Genomic DNA, 16,696 nt, shown 5'->3' on the forward strand with positions numbered 1-16,696 from the left:
GGTTCGCTGACCGAGAGGAGCGACACATGTCTAGCACTCTTGCCCGGCACGGGCGCAACGCGTGGTGGCGGATCGTGGCGCTATGCCTGGCGCTGTCGGCCGGCGTTGTGCTGGCCCAGGAGCCGATCGCCCTGTCTGGCACGCTGAAGAAGGCCAAGGAAACCGGCACGCTCACCATCGGCTACCGGGAATCGTCCCTTCCCTTCTCGTACCTGAACCAGGCTCGGCGACCGATCGGCTATTCGATCGACATCTGCACGGCCATCGTGACGGCCGCGGGCAATGAGGTAGGCCGAGACCTCGCCATCAGCTGGGTGCCGGTAACTTCCGAAAACCGGTTCGAAGCCATGATTTCCGGCAAGATCGACCTCGAATGCGGATCCACGACGCGTAATGCCGAGCGGCAGCAGCGTGTGGCGTTCTCGCCAGTGATCTTCGTCGCCGGTACCAAGCTGTTGGTGCCGCACGGCTCCCCGATCCGCACGTTCCGGGATCTCAAGGGCAAGACCGTGGTGGCGACCGCCGGCACGACCAACGCGGACGCGATCGAGCGCCTGTCCGCTCGCTTCGATCTCGGCCTGACCCTGATCCGCGCCCGTGACCACGCCGATGCCTTCGAGGTGTTGCGCCACGGCGGCGCCGATGCGTACGCCGGCGACGACGTGCTGCTGTACGGCTTCCTGGCCAAGTACGGGCTGGGCAAGAAATATGACGTGACGCGCGACTTCCTGTCGTACGACCCCTACGGCATCATGCTGCGCAAGGGCGACCCGCAGTTTGCCGCCGTCGTCGACAAGGCGGTTCGCGACCTGATCACCACGGGCGAGCTTGAGCGCCTGTACAAGCAATGGTTCATCAACCGCCTGCCCACTGGCGAACGCCTTGGCATTCCCATGAGTGCCCAGCTCGAAGACATTATCGAATCCACACCTCAACAGCCGGAATGACCCCTTCTGGCGGCCCGGCCCTCCCGTGCCAGCCGAATTGGCGGACGTCGCAAATTCCCGTCGGTTAATTGCGTTAATGAGCGAAAAGAAACCCGCCACGCGGGCGGGTTTCGTTGCCATCCGGTTGCTTGCTCTCAGCGTTTGCGCGGCGGCGGTACGTCGGTGCAGGTACCTTCGTAGATTTCCGCGGCCATGCCGATCGATTCGCCCAGCGTCGGGTGCGGGTGGATGGTCTTGCCGATATCCACCGCGTCCGCGCCCATCTCGATCGCCAGGCACACTTCGCTGATCAGGTCGCCGGCAAGCGTGCCGACGATGCCGCCGCCGATGACGCGGTGGGTTTCCTCGTCGAAGATCAGCTTGGTGAAACCTTCGTCGCGGCCGTTGGCAATCGCACGGCCCGAAGCAGCCCACGGGAACACGCCCTTGCTGTACTTGATGCCCTGCTCCTTGCACTGGTCCTCGGTCAGGCCGGCCCAGGCCACTTCCGGATCGGTGAAGGCCACCGACGGGATCTGCTTGGCATCGAAGTAGGCCTTCTCGCCGTGCGCGGCTTCCGCGGCCACGTGGGCCTCGTGCACCGCCTTGTGCGCCAGCATCGGCTGGCCGACCACGTCGCCGATCGCGAAGATGTGCGGCACATTGGTGCGCATCTGCTGGTCGACGTTGATAAAGCCGCGATCGGTCACGGCCACGCCGGCCTTCTCGGCGCCGATGCGCTTGCCATTGGGCGAACGGCCCACCGACACCAGCACCAGGTCGTAGCGCTGCGGCTCGGCCGGGGCCTGCTCGCCTTCGAACTTCACGTAGATGCCGTCCGGCTTCGCTTCCACGGCGACCGTCTTCGTGTTCAGCATGACCTTGCCGAAACGGTCCTTGTTCTTCTTTTCCCAGACCTTGACCAGGTCGCGGTCGGCGCCGTTCATCAGGCCCGGCAACATTTCGACGACGTCGATGTCCGCGCCCAGCGTGCTGTACACCGTGGCCATTTCCAGGCCGATGATGCCGCCGCCGATGACCAGCATCTTGTTGGGCACCTCGGGCAGTTCCAGCGCGCCGGTCGAATCGACGATACGCGGGTCTTCCGGGATGAACGGCAGCTTCACCGCCTGGCTGCCGGCGGCGATGATGGCCTTCTCGAAACGGATCACGGTCTTCTTGCCCGTGGTCTGCTTGCCCTCGCCCTCGGTCGCATCCACTTCCAGGTGATGCGGATCGAGGAAGGTGCCGATGCCGCGCACCACCTGCACCTTGCGTGCCTTGGCCATGCCGGCCAGGCCGCCGGTCAGCTTGCCGACCACCTGGTTCTTGTAGTGGCGCAGGCCGTCGAGGTCGATCTTGGCTTCGCCGAACAGGATGCCGTGGGCGGCCAGCGCCTTGGCCTCGTCGATCACCGCGGCGTTGTGCAGCAGCGCCTTGGACGGGATGCAGCCTACGTTCAGGCAGACGCCGCCGAGCGTGGCATAGCGTTCCACCAGCACGGTGTTCATGCCAAGGTCGGCAGAGCGGAAGGCAGCCGAGTAGCCTCCGGGACCGGCGCCCAGCACCAGCACGTCGCACTGGATGTCGGCGCCACCGGCGTGGCTGGCGGCAACCGGAGCCGGAGCCGGGGCGGCCGAAGGCGCCGCGGCGGCGGGTGCGGGTGCGGGGGCAGCGGCGGCCGGAGCCGGCGCGGCCGCGGCTTGCGCTTCCACCGTGCAGATCACGGCGCCCTCACCGATCTTGTCGCCCACCTTCACGCGCACCTCGACCACCTTGCCGGCAGCCGACGACGGCACTTCCATGCTGGCCTTGTCCGACTCCAGCACGATCAGCGACTGTTCCTGCTCGATCATGTCGCCCGGCTTGACCAGGACCTCGATCACTTCCACCGCGTCGAAATCGCCGATATCCGGCACCTTGACTTCGATCACACTCATGTTTGCTCCTCAATGGGCGCCTGCCTGCGTGGCCTCAGGGCGCGCCGTCGTTGTTGGTTGCCGCTGCGCCGGCGGCGCCGGCATCGTGCAGCCTTACGGTATGGACTTCAATCGGGCCTGCCGAACTCTTGTCGAACTCGATGCCGGCATCGACACCGATGCGCGCAATGGCGCCAGCATCCAGGTCGGGCTTGTCGTAGACCGCATGCATGGCCCCCAGCGCATAGTTGCGGCCTGAGCCGATGCCCCAGAAACGGTCGAACGAAAACACCTCGCGGTACGAGTAGACGCCGAAGATCCCGGCCGGGTTGGCGATCAGGCATACGATCTGCGACGACTCGTACGGATCATCCTCATCTTCCTTGGTGTTGATGAAGTACTCCGACTTGAGCCTTTCATGCACCTTCAGGAAGGTCCGGAACACGTCGTCGCGCGAACCGAGCCGGCACTCCTCGCCCATGCCCGCCAGCAAGGCGCGCATGACCGGGAAGTGCGCCGTGGTGCCGGCCAGCGCGACAAAGCTGTCGCCGATCGGAAACACCTTCTGGTTGCGCTCGTAGGCGCGCGACAGGCGCGTGTCACCGAACGTGACCAGCGCATCGGCCGCAATCGCCACCTCTGCATCCTTCCTGACGACGACACAGGTAGTCATGACTCGCCTCCCTGAGCGGCAGGCGCCATGGCCATGCCCGTCACGGACATGGCCGCGGCCGCCTTACAGCAGGATGCGGCGGAAATCCGCCAGCAGCTGCCCGAAGTACGTATTGAAGCGGGCCGCCTCGGCACCATCGATCACGCGGTGGTCCCACGACAGCGACAGCGGCAGCGTCAGGCGCGGCGCGAACTGCTTGCCGTCCCAGACCGGCTTCTGGTACGACTTGCACACGCCCATGATGGCCACTTCCGGCGCATTGATGATCGGCGTGAAGTACGTACCGCCGATGCCGCCCAGCGACGAAATCGAGAAGCAGCCGCCCTGCATCTGGTCGGGCTTGAGCTTGCCGTCGCGCGCCAGCTTGGCCAGCTCGCTCATTTCCTGGCTGATCTCGATCACGCCCTTCTTGTCGGCGTCCTTGATCACCGGCACGACCAGGCCATTCGGCGTATCGGCCGCGAAACCGATGTTGAAATACTTCTTCAGCACCAGGTTGTCGCCGTCGAGCGAGGCGTTGAAGTTCGGGAACTTCTTGAGCGCCGCCACGGTGGCCTTGATCATAAACGCCAGCATCGTCACCTTGACGCCGGACTTCTCGTTTTCCTTGTTCAGCTGCAGGCGGAACGCCTCCAGGTCGGTGATGTCCGCTTCGTCATGGTTGGTGACGTGCGGGATCATGACCCAGTTGCGGTGCAGGTTGGCGCCCGAGATCTTCTTGATGCGCGACAGGGCCTTGTTTTCGACCTCGCCGAAGCGCGTGAAATCGACCTTCGGCCACGGCAGCAGGCCGAGTTCGCCGCCACCGCCGCCAGCCGCGGCAGCCTGTGCCGGCGCGGCGGCCTGGCCGGTCATCACGCCCTTGACGTAGCGCTGCACGTCTTCCTGGGTGATGCGGTTCTTCGGGCCCGTTCCCGGCACGCGGGAAACATCCACGCCCAGCTCGCGCGCGAACTTGCGCACCGACGGCGATGCATGCGCGACCTTGCCGGTTACGCCGACCGGGGCTGCGGCAGCCGCTGCCGGAGCCGGTGCAGCGGCGACGGGCGCCGGGGCCGGGGCCTGGGCAGGCGCCGCAGCGGGAGCCGGGGCTGGTGCCGCGGCGGCCGGTGCCGGTGCGGCTGCGCCTGCGGCGCCTTCCAGCAAGATCAGCAGCGTGCCTTCGGACACGTTGTCGCCCACCTTGACCTTGACTTCCTTGACCACGCCGCCTTGCGGGGATGGCACGTCCATGGTGGCCTTGTCCGATTCCAGCGTGACGACAGCGTCTTCGGCGTTGATGGTGTCGCCCGGCTTGACGTGGACTTCGATCACGGGGACTGCGTCGTAGTCACCGATATCGGGAACCTTGACTTCAATCGTGCCGCCGCTCGCGGCCGGAGCAGGCGCCGGGGCGGCAGCCGGAGCGGGCGCGGGCGCCGCAGCCTGGGCCGGCGCGGGAGCCGGTGCTGCGGCGGCTGGAGCCGGGGCCGGCGCGGATGTGCCGGCGGCTTCCAGCATCACCAGGACGGAGCCTTCGGACACGTTGTCGCCCACCTTGATGCGGACGTCCTTGACCACGCCGGCCTGCGGCGAGGGCACGTCCATGGTGGCCTTGTCCGATTCCAGCGTGACCAGCGCGTCTTCCGCGTTGATGCTGTCGCCGGGTTTCACATGCACTTCAATGACGGGAACGGCGTCATAGTCGCCGATGTCCGGCACCTTGATTTCAATCGCTTGACTCATTCAGTGTCTCCTGGGCAGGCCGGCACGCGCGACTTCCGCAAGCGGCGAGATTACCCTCGCCGCCCGCTTCTGTCACGCCGCTGTGCCGCAAGGCGCCCGGGCTTACCCCGGGGCGCCCGCGGCACGGCATCGCCGTACTGCGGGGGGTTGGTGCAGGAAGCCGGTCAGACCGACATCGGGTTCGGCTTGCTCGGGTCGAGGTTGTACTTCTTGATCGCTTCGGCCACCTTGTCGCGGCTGATGGCGCCCTCGTCGGCCAGCGCCTTCAGCGCGGCCAGCGTGACCCAGTGGCGATCCACCTCGAAGAAGTGGCGCAGCTTTTCGCGGGTGTCCGAGCGGCCGAAGCCGTCGGTGCCCAGCACCACGTAGCGACGCGGCACGAACGGACGGATCTGTTCGGCGAACGCGCGCACATAGTCGGTCGAGGCAATGACCGGGCCACGGGCCGACTTGAGCTTTTGCGCGACGAAGGACTCGCGCTGCGGCTCGGACGGGTGCAACAGGTTGAAGCGCTCGGCGGCCTGGCCTTCGCGGGCCAGCTCGGTGAAGCTCGGGCAGCTCCACAGGTCGGATTCGACGCCCCAGTCCTGCTTCAGCAGCTCGGCGGCGGCGATCACCTCGCGGAAGATCGTGCCCGAGCCCAGCAACTGCACGCGCGGCGCGTTGCTGTTCTCGACGCCCTTGCGGAACTGGTACATGCCCTTGACGATGTCCTTCTCTACGCCAGCCGGCATTTCCGGATGCTCGTAGTTCTCATTCATCACCGTCAGGTAGTAGTAGACGTCTTCCTGTTCGGCGTACATGCGGCGCAGGCCGTCCTGCATGATCACTGCCAGTTCGTACTGGAAGGTCGGGTCGTACGACATGCAGTTCGGGATCACCGAGTGGAACACGTGCGAGTGGCCGTCCTCGTGCTGCAGGCCTTCGCCGTTCAGCGTGGTGCGGCCGGCGGTGCCTCCCAGCAGGAAGCCGCGCGAACGCATGTCGGCAGCGGCCCAGCACAGGTCGCCGATACGCTGGATGCCGAACATCGAGTAGTAGATGTAGAACGGGATCATCTGCACGCCGTGCGTCGAGTACGACGTCGCGGCCGCGATCCAGTCGCACATGGCGCCGGCTTCGTTGATGCCTTCCTGCAGCACCTGGCCAGTCTGCGATTCCTTGTAGAACATCAGCTGGTCATGGTCTTCCGGCACGTACTTCTGGCCTTCCTGGTTCCAGATGCCGACCTGGCGGAACAGGCCTTCCATGCCGAAGGTGCGCGACTCGTCCGGCACGATGGGCACCACGTGCTTGCCGATCTGCTTGTCTTTCAGCAGCGTGTTCAGGATACGGACGAAGGCCATGGTGGTGGACACTTCGCGGCCTTCGCCGGTGGCCTTCAGCAGTGCGTCGAACGCGGACAGCTGCGGCACCGGCAGGGCTTCGGCCTTCTGGCGGCGGGCTGGCAGGTAGCCGCCCAGGTTCAGGCGCGCCTGGCGCATGTATTCCAGTTCCTTCGAGCCTTCCGGGAAGGTGATGTACGGCACCTCTTCCAGCTTGTCGTCGGCAACCGGGATGTTGAACTGGTCGCGGAACTTGCGGATCGCGTCCACCGGCATCTTCTTCTGCTGGTGGGCCACGTTCATGGCCTGGCCGGCTTCGCTCATGCCATAGCCCTTGATGGTCTTGGCCAGGATCAGCGTCGGCTGGCCCTTGTGCTCGCTGGCGGCCTTGTAGGCGGCGTAGATCTTGTGCGGATCGTGGCCGCCGCGGTTCAGGCGCCAGATGTCGTCGTCGGACCAGTCGGCCACCATCGCCTTCAGTTCAGGCGTGTTGAAGAAGTGCTCGCGGACGTAAGCGCCGTCCTTGGCCTTCATGGTCTGGTACTCGCCATCCACGCAATCCATCATGCGCTTCATCAGCAGGCCCTTGGTGTCGCGCGCCAGCAGGGAGTCCCACTTGCTGCCCCAGACCACCTTGATCACGTTCCAGCCGGCACCGCGGAACTCGGATTCCAGCTCCTGGATGATCTTGCCATTGCCGCGCACCGGGCCATCGAGGCGCTGCAGGTTGCAGTTGATGACGAAGACCAGGTTGTCCAGCTTCTCGCGGCCGGCCATGCCGATCGCGCCCAGCGATTCCGGCTCGTCGGTCTCGCCGTCGCCCAGGAAGGCCCAGACCTTGCGGTCGCCGGCCTTGGCCAGGCCGCGGCTGTCCAGGTACTTCATGAAGCGGGCCTGGTAGATGGCCATGATCGGGCCCAGGCCCATCGACACGGTCGGGAACTGCCAGAAGTCCGGCATCAGCCACGGGTGCGGGTACGACGAGATGCCCTTGCCATCCACTTCCTGGCGGAAGCTGTCGAGCTGGTCGGGCGTCAGGCGGCCCAGCAGGAACGCGCGCGAGTACACGCCCGGCGCCGAGTGGCCCTGCACGAAGACCAGGTCGCCGCCGCTTTGTTCGGACGGAGCGCGCCAGAAGTGGTTGTAGCCGACGTCGTACAGGGTCGCGGCCGAAGCGAACGACGAGATGTGGCCGCCGACGTTGGTGTGCTTGTTGGCGCGCAACACCATCGCCATGGCGTTCCAGCGGGTGTACGAGCGGATACGGTGCTCGATGTCCTGGTCGCCGGGAATGCGGGCCTGCTGCTCGACCGGAATCGTGTTGATGTATTGCGTCTCGGCATGGAACGGCTGGGTAACGCCGTTTACGCGTGCGTACTCGATCTGCTTGTCGATCAGGAAGGCCGCGCGCGAAGGGCCTTCAGCGGCGAGAACGCCTTGCAGGGCGTCCAGCCATTCATGGGTTTCCTGGGGATCGGCGTCGTTGGCGCTGGATGCGCCGAGAATCTGCTCGGGTACGGCGGACATGGCTGTCTCCTGGTGAATTCCTGCTCCGGAGACCCTGGCTTTTGGCATTCGGGTCCGGGGTGACGGGGTATGACTTGCGGATGCGTCGCCGCAGCGCCTTGCATCGGAAGCCGCCGCCAGGGGTCCTGTTCCGGACCCTCCGCGCGGCAGGCGCATGGTTACCGCCCGCGTTTCTGGTCGAAGCGATTCTATGGAAGCAGAAAGGGCAACACAAGTGAAATTTTCAAATTGCGATATCGTTTTTTACAATGTGGAATCTTGTCGCGGCGCACCAAATGCCACATGGCCAGCGGGCGCCGGCGCGGGGCAAGCCCCGCCGCCTCGTCAGGTTTTTACTTGAATTCATTGGCGCTTTCCCCAAGCGACGCACCGCAGTATTCCCGCTACACTGGCCGGTCAGCCGTCAATCCCTGTCATGTCGTTTTTCAATCGTTTCCTGTCCAGCCTGCGCGCAGCCATCCTCCCCCCTTCCGCCGCCGATACGGCCAGGGCAACCGGTGGTGACGGCACGCACGCCGCGCCGCCGGCCAGCACGCTGGGGGCCCTCGACACGATGGCACAGGTCGATGACGGCGGCACCGTCGCCGCGCCGACGCGCGGACTGTGGTGGCTGCGCTGGCGCAACCTGGTCGCCACGAGCTGGTTCATGTTCATCCCGCTGGTGGCCATCGTGCTGTTCAGCGCGGCGATGGGCGTGATTCTCTGGTCCCTGCACGAGACCGAGCGCCAGCAGCAGCGCGATGCCCTGTATCGCGACGCGGCCTGGGCGCAGCAGCGCGTGCGCCTGTCCCTGCTGAGCAACCAGGACCAGCTGGCCTCGCTCGCGCGAGACATTGCCGCCGCGCAGCTCGAACAGGGCGCATACCGGACCGCGGCGCAGGAGATCCTGCGCGAGAACCCCGAGATTGTCTTCATCAACTGGCTCGACGCCACGCGCCGCGGGCGCTGGTCGCTGCCGTCCACCTCGGAGTTTGCGGCGCGGCTGCGCGAGAACCAGGAGCAGCCGCTCGAACCCGAGGTGCTCGACACCTTCGACGCCGCGCGCGAAACCCAGCGCGTGGTCTACTCGCGCCCGCTCACCAATGACCGCGGCGACAGCTTCATGCTGATGGAGGTGCCGATCGTGCGGGACAACGAGTTCCTCGGCACGCTGGGCGCGCTCTATTCCATCAACGGCATCCTCACTCACCTGCTGCCGCCGGAACTGACCGAGCGCTACCGCTTCTCGTTGATCGACAAGAACAACCAGACGCGCGCCAGCACCTCGCTGCGCCCGGTGCCGGGCAATGCGCTGTCGTACGAGGTGCTGCTCGACCCACCCGGGCACTCGCTGTCGCTGCGCGCCGATGCCTACCCGCCGCCGTCCAACCTGCCCAACAACATGCTGCTGTGGCTGGTGGTCGGGCTGTCCTGCTTCCTGCTGTGGAGCCTGTGGAGCATGTGGCGGCACACCAGCCGCCGCTCCGAAGCGCAGCGCGCGCTGCTGGCCGAAACGTCGTTCCGCCGCGCTATGGAGAACTCCATGCTGATCGGCCTGCGCGCGCTCGACCTGAACGGCCGCATCACCTATGTCAACCCGGCGTTCTGCCGCATGACCGGCTGGCAGGAAAACGACCTGGTTGGCCGCCTGCCGCCCTTTCCCTACTGGCCGCCGAATGACCAGCAGGAGATGCAGAAGCAGATCGACCTCACGCTGCAGGGCAAGTCGCCGGCCGGCGGCTACGAGATGCGCGTGATGCGCCGCGACGGCAGCAGCTTCTTCTCGCGCATGTATGTGTCGCCGCTGGTGGACAGCCGCGGCCGCCACACGGGCTGGATGAGTTCAATGACGGACATCACCGAGCCCAAGCGCGCGCGCGAGGAGCTTGCCGCCGCGCACGACCGTTTCACCACCGTGCTGGAGAGCCTGGACGCCGCCGTTTCGGTGCTGGCCACCGACAAGGCCGAACTGCTGTTCGCCAACCGCTATTACCGCCAGTTGTTCGGCTGGGAGGCCGATGGCCACCTGAAGCTGGCCGGCGATGACGTCGACAAGGACCAGGTCTCGAGCGACAACACCGACTATGTCGACGCGTACGCCGGCCTGCCCGCCTCCGAACTGATGCCGTACACGTCGGACGCGCGCGAAGTGTTCGTGCCCGACATGCAGAAGTGGTTCGAGGTGCGCCGCCGCTATATCCAGTGGGTGGATGGCCACCTCGCGCAGATGCAGATCGCCACCGACATCACGGTGCGCAAGGCCGCCGAGGAAATGACGCGCCAGCATGAGGAACGCCTGCAGTTCACCAGCCGCCTGACCACCATGGGCGAGATGGCATCGTCGCTCGCGCATGAGCTCAACCAGCCGCTGGCCGCCATCAACAACTATTGCATGGGCGCGGTGGCGCGGCTGCATTCGGGCCGCAGCACCCCCGAGGACCTGATCCCCGTGCTGGAAAAGACCTCGGCGCAGGCCGTGCGCGCCGGCACCATCATCAGCCGCATCCGCGGCTTCGTGAAGCGCAGCCAGCCGCAGCGGCGCGAGGCCTCGCTGCACGACATCGTCGCCGACGCCGTGGGCCTGGCCGACCTCGAGGCCACGCGCCGCCGCGTGACCATCCTGACGCGCCTGCCCGCACCGCCCGTGATGATCTACGTGGACCCCGTGCTGATCGAACAGGTGCTGGTGAACCTGCTAAAGAACGCCGTGGAAGCCATGGCCGGCATGCCGGCCCCGCGCGCCGGGGGCGTCGTGCGCCTGCATGCGCGCGTGGAGCCGGGCGAGTTCGGCAACAACGTCCGTATCGACGTGATCGACCAGGGCCCCGGCGTCGACGAAGCCACCAAGGAACGGCTGTTCGAACCGTTCTTCAGCACCAAGTCCGACGGCATGGGCATGGGCCTGAACATCTGCCGCTCCATCATCGAATCCCACCAGGGCAGGTTGTGGGTCGAGAACAATGCCGATGGCATCGGCTGTACGTTTAAAATCATGCTGCCGCTGCAGCCGGCGATGGCCGACCAATAACGACGCGCACCCGATCGTGGCACGCCCCGCCCCCCGCGCTGGTGGGGTGCGGGATCTGTTACATAGCGCCGCTGCCGGTTACACTGCTGCCGCAAACGAATGGTTGTCCCAGGAGACTTCATGACCGCAACGCCAAACCCTGCCCCTCACCGCGGCGAGACCGTCTTTATCGTCGATGACGATGAAGCGATGCGCGACTCGCTGACCTGGCTGCTGGAAGGCAATGGCTACCAGGTGCGCAGCTTCAGCAGCGCCGAGCAGTTCCTGGCGGCCTATGACGCCAGCCAGGTTTCCTGCCTGATCCTCGATGTGCGAATGCCCGGCATGAGCGGCCCGGAACTGCAGGAACGCATGATTGCCGAGAACATCGATATCCCCATCGTCTTCATCACCGGCCACGGCGATGTGCCGATGGCGGTTTCCACGATGAAGCGCGGCGCCATCGACTTCATCGAGAAGCCGTTCGACGAATCGGAACTGCGCGCGCTGGTCGAGCGCATGCTGCAGAAGGCCCGCACGGACCACTCGGCCGCGCGCGAGCAGCGTGCCGCCAAGGACCTGCTGGGCAAGCTGACCACGCGCGAGCAGCAGGTGCTGGAGCGCATCGTCGCCGGCCGCCTGAACAAGCAGATCGCCGACGACCTGGGCATTTCCATCAAGACCGTGGAGGCGCACCGCGCCAACATCATGGAAAAGCTCAACGTCAATACCGTGGCCGACCTGCTGCGCCTGGCGCTGTCGCGCAACAGCTGATCCGGCAGGCTGCCCCGGCGCCCGCCGGGGCAGGCAATCGACGCCACTTCCCCGTCGCCCCCGCCTCAGTCGCTCAAGTACTCCTCATCCCGGAACGTCACCACCCATTGTGGCCGGTAGACCACAAAAATCGCGACCAGCATGCCGGTGAGGAACGCCTCGCCAAACGCGAGGATGACAATGGCTGCGAGCGTATCGGCGGTGCTGAACGGAAGCCCTGGAGCCATCCAGTGCCGCCAGGCGGCCTCCGCCGCCCCCGCGCCCATGGCCGCCAGGCCCGCGCAGAAGTAGCCATGGCCGAGGATGAACACGAATGGATGGCGCGGCAGCGTGTGGCGCATGATGCCCTGCAGCCCGGCCGAGATCAGCGCCGGCAGCAGCGCCAGCCAGACATAGCGTATCCAGAGCGACGGCCAGTCGAACAAGGCCCAGCTGTGACCGGCCAGGTATTCGAGGCCAAGCATGGACACCACGTCGACCACGAACAGCGATACCAGCGCCAGCGGCAACCCGAACAGCGTGACCATCAGCGTCGCGCCGAGGAGCTGGATCACCAGGCCGCCGACCAGCGTGGCACGCACCGTCCACAACAGCGCCACCAACACCATCGCGCCCAGCCAGGCATGCTGCAGGGAACCGCGCCGCAGCAAGTGCCAGGGGCGGCGGCTCAGCGCCCAGCCAAACCCGGCAATGGACACGAAGACGAGCAGCGGATCGGACAACAGGGATGGGAGCGCGGTGTGCATGTGACGATGCTACCAGCGTGGCCGGGCATCCCGGCTTGCCAGCGGTCAAACGGCAACGCGGCCGTCGCGGGGCGGAATGCCCGCCCGTCACCCCGTATAATTCGCCTTTAAGCTCTGCCGGCCGGGCGCCGCCCCGCGACGGCGCCTTCACTCCCGGCCATAAACCCGCCCTGTCCCCCATGTCTGCACAACTGATCGACGGCAACGCACTTGCCAAACATATCCGTTCCGAAGCCGCCGTGCGCGCCGCCCGCCTGACCGAACGCGGGCACCAGCCCGGCCTGGCCGTGGTCCTGGTCGGCGAGGACCCGGCCAGCCAGGTCTATGTGCGCAACAAGGTCAAGGCCTGCGAGGACAACGGCTTCCACTCGTCGCTGGACCGCTACCCGGCCGACCTGTCCGAAGCCGACCTGCTGGCCCGTATCGACGCGCTGAACAAGGATCCCAAGATCCACGGCATCCTGGTGCAACTGCCGCTGCCCAAGCACATCGACAGCCACAAGGTGCTTGAGGCCATCGCCCCGGAAAAGGACGTCGACGGCTTCCATGTGGCCAATGCCGGCGCACTCATGACCGGCGCCCCGCTGTTCCGCCCGTGCACGCCATACGGCTGCATGAAGATGCTGGAATCGATCAACTACCCGCTGCGCGGCGCCCGTGCGGTGGTGGTCGGCGCCTCGAATATCGTCGGCAAGCCGATGGCCATGCTGCTGCTGCAGGCTGGCGCCACGGTCACCATCTGCAACAGCAAGACGCGCGACATCGGCGCCCATACCCGCGACGCCGACGTGATCGTTGCCGCCGTGGGCAAGCGCAACCTGATTACCGCCGACATGGTCAAGCCCGGTGCGGTCGTGATCGACGTGGGCATGAACCGCGACGACAACGGCAAGCTGTGCGGTGACGTGGACTTCGCCGGCGTGCGCGAAGTGGCCGGCCATATCACGCCGGTCCCGGGCGGCGTCGGCCCGATGACCATCACCATGTTGCTGATCAATACGCTGGAAGCCGCCGAGCGCGTCGCCGGCTAAGCCTGCCGGCCGTTGCGGCGGAGGCCGCAACGGCACTGGAAAAGCCGCGGCGCTGCCCCCATCTGCAAGCCATTGCCTCTTCAGGCCAGACAACCGAGAACCGCCATGGACCAAGCCCTCAACAATCCACTGCTGGACTTCACCGACCTGCCGCGCTTCTCCGAGATCCGCCCCGAGCACATCAGCCCGGCGCTCGACGTGCTGCTCGAGCGTGCGCAGGCAGCCGTGGCGCGCGCCGAAGATCCGGCCACGCCGTCCGACTGGGCCAGTGCCGTGGAAGCGCTGGAAGCCGTCACCGAGCCGCTGGGCCGCGCCTGGGGCGTGGTCGGGCACCTGAGCGCGGTCGCCGATACGCCGGAGCTGCGCAAGGCGCACGCCGAGAACCTGCCGCGCATGACGGAGTTCTGGTCGTCGCTGGGCCAAAGCCTGGCGCTCTATGAAAAGTACAAGGCGCTCGCAGCCAGCCCCGAATTTGCCGGCATGAGCGCCGCGCGCCACCAGCTCATCGAGAACGAGCTGCGCGGCTTCCGTCTGGGCGGCGCCGAACTGCCCGAGGACAAGAAACCGCGCTTTGCCGAAATCCAGGAACAGCAGGCGCAGTTGTCCAAGGCATTCTCCGACCACGTGCTCGACGCCACCAACGCCTACGCGCTGATCATCGAAGATCCGGCACGGCTATCCGGATTGCCCGAGGACGCACAGGAGGCTGCCCGCCACGCGGCGGAGAAGGACGGCAAGGCCGGCTGGAAATTCACGCTGCACTTCCCCTCCTACTTCCCCGTGCTGCAGTACGCGGACGACCGAGCGCTGCGCCAGACCCTGTACGAGGCCAACGTGACCCGTGCATCGGAACATGGCGCCCAGTACGGCAGCGGCCAGGCCGACTGGGACAACACGGCCAATATGCGTGAACAGCTCGCACTGCGCCGCGAGGAAGCGCAGATGCTCGGCTACCAGTGCTACGGCGAAGTGTCGCTGGTGCCGAAGATGGCCGAGTCGCCAGCCGAGGTGCTGAAGTTCCTCGACGAACTCGCGGTCAAGGCACGTCCGTATGCCGAGCAGGACTGGGCTGAACTCAAGGCCTATGCCGCGGCCGAGCTGGGGCTGGCCGAACTGGCGCCGTGGGACGTTGCCTATGCCTCCGAAAAGCTGCGGGAGCAACGCTATGCGTTCTCGGAGAACGAGGTGAAGCAATACTTCCCCGAGCCCAAGGTGCTGCAGGGTCTGTTCGGGGCCGTCGAGCGGCTGTTCTCGGTGAAGATCCAGTCCGATACATCGCAGACCTGGCACAAGGACGTGCGCTTCTTCCGCGTGAATGCGGCCGACGGCACGCTGCTGGCCCAGTTCTACATCGACCTCTATGCGCGCGAAGGCAAGCGCGGCGGCGCGTGGATGGATGATGCGCGCGGCCGCAAGATCCTGGCCAATGGCAAGGTGCAGACGCCGGTGGCCTACCTCACCTGCAATTTCTCGGCACCGGTCGGCGACAAGCCGGCACTGTTCACGCACGACGAAGTCATCACGCTGTTCCATGAATTCGGCCACGGCCTGCACCACATGCTGACGCAGGTGGGCGAGCTGGGCGTGTCCGGCATCAACGGCGTGGAATGGGATGCGGTGGAACTGCCGTCCCAGTTCATGGAGAACTTCTGCTGGGAATATGAGGTGCTGACCGGCATGACCCAGCACGTCGACAGCGGCGAGCCGCTGCCGCGCCCGCTGTTCGACCGCATGCTGGCGGCCAAGAATTTCCAGAACGGCATGATGACGCTGCGCCAGATCGTGTTCTCGTCGTTCGACATGCACCTGCACACCGACTTCGACCCGCAGGGCGCGAAGAGCGTGCTGGACCTGTCGCGCGAGATCAACGACCGCGTGCACGTGGTACCGCAGTACCCGCTGTCGCGCTGGCCCAATACCTTCAGCCACATCTTCGCGGGCGGCTATGCCGCGGGCTACTACAGCTACAAGTGGGCCGAAGTGCTGTCGGCCGACGTGTACGCCGCCTTCGAGGAAGCCGCGCAGTTGTCGGGCACCGTGCTCGACAGCGAAACCGGCGCGCGCTACCAGCGCGAGATCCTGTCGGTCGGCGGCAGCCGCCCCGCCATGGATTCCTTCGTCGCGTTCCGCGGCCGCGCGCCGCAGATCGACGCGCTGCTGCGTCACGGAGGCATGGCAGCATGAGCGCGGCGCTGCCTGTCTCCGGCCCGCTGCGCATCGCAAGCTGGAACGTCAACTCGCTCAAGGTGCGCCTGCCGCAGGTGCTGCAATGGCTGGCGGAACAGGAGCAGGCCGGCGCGCCGATCGACGCGCTGTGCCTGCAGGAACTGAAGCTGCCTGACGACAAGTACCCGCTCGCGGAACTGGAAAACGCCGGTTTCCACAGCGTCTACACGGGCCAGAAGACCTACAACGGCGTTGCCATCCTCGCGCGCGATGCCAGCATGCCGGGCCCGACCGATGTGGTGCGCAATATCCCGGGCTTTGAAGATGCGCAGCAACGCGTCGTGGCCGCGACCTATGGCGACGTCCGGCTGGTCTGCGCCTATTTCCCGAACGGGCAGGCGCTGGACTCGGACAAGTTCGTCTACAAGCTGAAGTGGCTCGAAGCCATGACGGCGTGGCTGCGCGAAGAGCTGGTGAAGTATCCGCGGCTCGCGCTGCTCGGCGACTTCAACATCGCGCCGGAAGACCGCGACGTGCACGACCCCGCCAAATGGGAAGGCCAGAACCTGGTCTCGCCCCAGGAGCGCGCGGCCTTTGCCGCGCTGGTCGAACTGGGACTGGCCGATGTCTTCCGCAAGTTCGAGCAGCCAGAGAAGGCCTTCTCCTGGTGGGATTACCGCATGTTCGCGTTCCGGCGCAATGCGGGCTTGCGCATCGACCACATCCTGCTGTCGCCAGCCCTGGCCAGCAATTGCTCCGCCTGTGTGATTGACCGCGTGCCGCGCACCTGGGAGCAGCCGTCCGACCACACGCCGGTCGTCGCCACGCTCAACTGCGGCTGACCCGCTCGCCACGCGCACGCAAGTCCGGGCAAGCCCGGCTCGCGGCGCATGGCGGG

General features: G+C 66.2%; 11 protein-coding genes. 6 read left to right on the forward strand and 5 right to left on the reverse strand.

The features are described 5' to 3' along the window. Positions 1-26 precede the first annotated feature (26 nt). Positions 27-947, forward strand: a complete 921-nt coding sequence (locus AC3FNH_RS18925) for an amino acid ABC transporter substrate-binding protein (RefSeq protein WP_488721170.1) — start codon at positions 27-29, stop codon at positions 945-947. Between the two features lie 134 nt (positions 948-1,081). On the opposite strand, the gene lpdA is transcribed toward AC3FNH_RS18925, so the two are convergent. From lpdA to aceE, 4 genes are all read right to left on the reverse strand, one after another. Further along, positions 1,082-2,866: a dihydrolipoyl dehydrogenase gene (lpdA, locus tag AC3FNH_RS18930; RefSeq protein ID WP_488721171.1), complete on the reverse strand. Its 1,785-nt coding sequence runs from the start codon at positions 2,864-2,866 to the stop codon at positions 1,082-1,084. 34 nt (positions 2,867-2,900) lie between these two features. Then, positions 2,901-3,518: an Ntn hydrolase family protein gene (locus AC3FNH_RS18935; protein ID WP_276097639.1), complete on the reverse strand. Its 618-nt coding sequence runs from the start codon at positions 3,516-3,518 to the stop codon at positions 2,901-2,903. A gap of 63 nt (positions 3,519-3,581) precedes the next feature. After that, a complete protein-coding gene (aceF, locus tag AC3FNH_RS18940; RefSeq protein ID WP_488721172.1) occupies positions 3,582-5,243 on the reverse strand; it encodes a dihydrolipoyllysine-residue acetyltransferase in 1,662 nt (553 codons plus the stop codon). 164 nt (positions 5,244-5,407) lie between these two features. Next, positions 5,408-8,095 (reverse strand): pyruvate dehydrogenase (acetyl-transferring), homodimeric type, encoded by a 2,688-nt coding sequence (aceE, locus tag AC3FNH_RS18945; RefSeq protein ID WP_276097641.1) that lies wholly within the window; start codon positions 8,093-8,095, stop codon positions 5,408-5,410. Between the two features lie 415 nt (positions 8,096-8,510). Here aceE and AC3FNH_RS18950 point away from each other — a divergent pair, with 415 nt between their 5' ends. Both AC3FNH_RS18950 and AC3FNH_RS18955 read left to right on the forward strand, forming a co-directional pair. Beyond that, on the forward strand, positions 8,511-11,102 hold the full coding sequence (locus tag AC3FNH_RS18950) for a PAS domain S-box protein (RefSeq protein ID WP_276097642.1): 2,592 nt from the start codon (positions 8,511-8,513) through the stop codon (positions 11,100-11,102). Positions 11,103-11,222: 120 nt separating this feature from the next. Further along, on the forward strand, positions 11,223-11,855 hold the full coding sequence (locus AC3FNH_RS18955; protein WP_488721173.1) for a response regulator transcription factor: 633 nt from the start codon (positions 11,223-11,225) through the stop codon (positions 11,853-11,855). 65 nt (positions 11,856-11,920) lie between these two features. On the opposite strand, the gene AC3FNH_RS18960 is transcribed toward AC3FNH_RS18955, so the two are convergent. Then, positions 11,921-12,601 carry a hypothetical protein gene (locus AC3FNH_RS18960; RefSeq protein ID WP_488721174.1) on the reverse strand — a complete coding sequence of 227 codons (681 nt, stop codon included), beginning with the start codon at positions 12,599-12,601 and terminating at the stop codon, positions 11,921-11,923. A 179-nt stretch (positions 12,602-12,780) separates the two neighbouring features. On the opposite strand from AC3FNH_RS18960, the gene folD reads away from it, so the two are divergent. The 3 genes from folD to xth all read left to right on the forward strand — a co-directional run bounded on the left by folD (position 12,781) and on the right by xth (position 16,640). Then, on the forward strand, positions 12,781-13,632 hold the full coding sequence (folD, locus tag AC3FNH_RS18965) for a bifunctional methylenetetrahydrofolate dehydrogenase/methenyltetrahydrofolate cyclohydrolase FolD (protein WP_488721175.1): 852 nt from the start codon (positions 12,781-12,783) through the stop codon (positions 13,630-13,632). Positions 13,633-13,737: 105 nt separating this feature from the next. Continuing rightward, positions 13,738-15,816: a M3 family metallopeptidase gene (locus tag AC3FNH_RS18970; protein WP_488721176.1), complete on the forward strand. Its 2,079-nt coding sequence runs from the start codon at positions 13,738-13,740 to the stop codon at positions 15,814-15,816. Continuing rightward, positions 15,813-16,640 (forward strand): exodeoxyribonuclease III, encoded by an 828-nt coding sequence (xth, locus tag AC3FNH_RS18975; protein ID WP_488721177.1) that lies wholly within the window; start codon positions 15,813-15,815, stop codon positions 16,638-16,640. Before AC3FNH_RS18970 ends, xth begins: the two co-directional genes overlap by 4 nt. Positions 16,641-16,696: the final 56 nt, after the last annotated feature.

The sequence above is a fragment of the Cupriavidus sp. 22TCCZM01-5 genome, from assembly GCF_057798915.1.

Bases quoted from the DNA above. Each gene is read 5' to 3' on its own strand.
- AC3FNH_RS18970 (WP_488721176.1), top strand. From the start codon at position 13,738: ATGGACCAAGCCCTCAACAATCCACTGCTGGACTTCACCGACCTGCCG.
- AC3FNH_RS18960 (WP_488721174.1), bottom strand. From the start codon at position 12,601: ATGCACACCGCGCTCCCATCCCTGTTGTCCGATCCGCTGCTCGTCTTC.
- folD (WP_488721175.1), top strand. From the start codon at position 12,781: ATGTCTGCACAACTGATCGACGGCAACGCACTTGCCAAACATATCCGT.
- xth (WP_488721177.1), top strand. From the start codon at position 15,813: ATGAGCGCGGCGCTGCCTGTCTCCGGCCCGCTGCGCATCGCAAGCTGG.
- AC3FNH_RS18925 (WP_488721170.1), top strand. From the start codon at position 27: ATGTCTAGCACTCTTGCCCGGCACGGGCGCAACGCGTGGTGGCGGATC.
- AC3FNH_RS18955 (WP_488721173.1), top strand. From the start codon at position 11,223: ATGACCGCAACGCCAAACCCTGCCCCTCACCGCGGCGAGACCGTCTTT.
- aceF (WP_488721172.1), bottom strand. From the start codon at position 5,243: ATGAGTCAAGCGATTGAAATCAAGGTGCCGGACATCGGCGACTATGAC.
- AC3FNH_RS18950 (WP_276097642.1), top strand. From the start codon at position 8,511: ATGTCGTTTTTCAATCGTTTCCTGTCCAGCCTGCGCGCAGCCATCCTC.
- AC3FNH_RS18935 (WP_276097639.1), bottom strand. From the start codon at position 3,518: ATGACTACCTGTGTCGTCGTCAGGAAGGATGCAGAGGTGGCGATTGCG.
- aceE (WP_276097641.1), bottom strand. From the start codon at position 8,095: ATGTCCGCCGTACCCGAGCAGATTCTCGGCGCATCCAGCGCCAACGAC.
- lpdA (WP_488721171.1), bottom strand. From the start codon at position 2,866: ATGAGTGTGATCGAAGTCAAGGTGCCGGATATCGGCGATTTCGACGCG.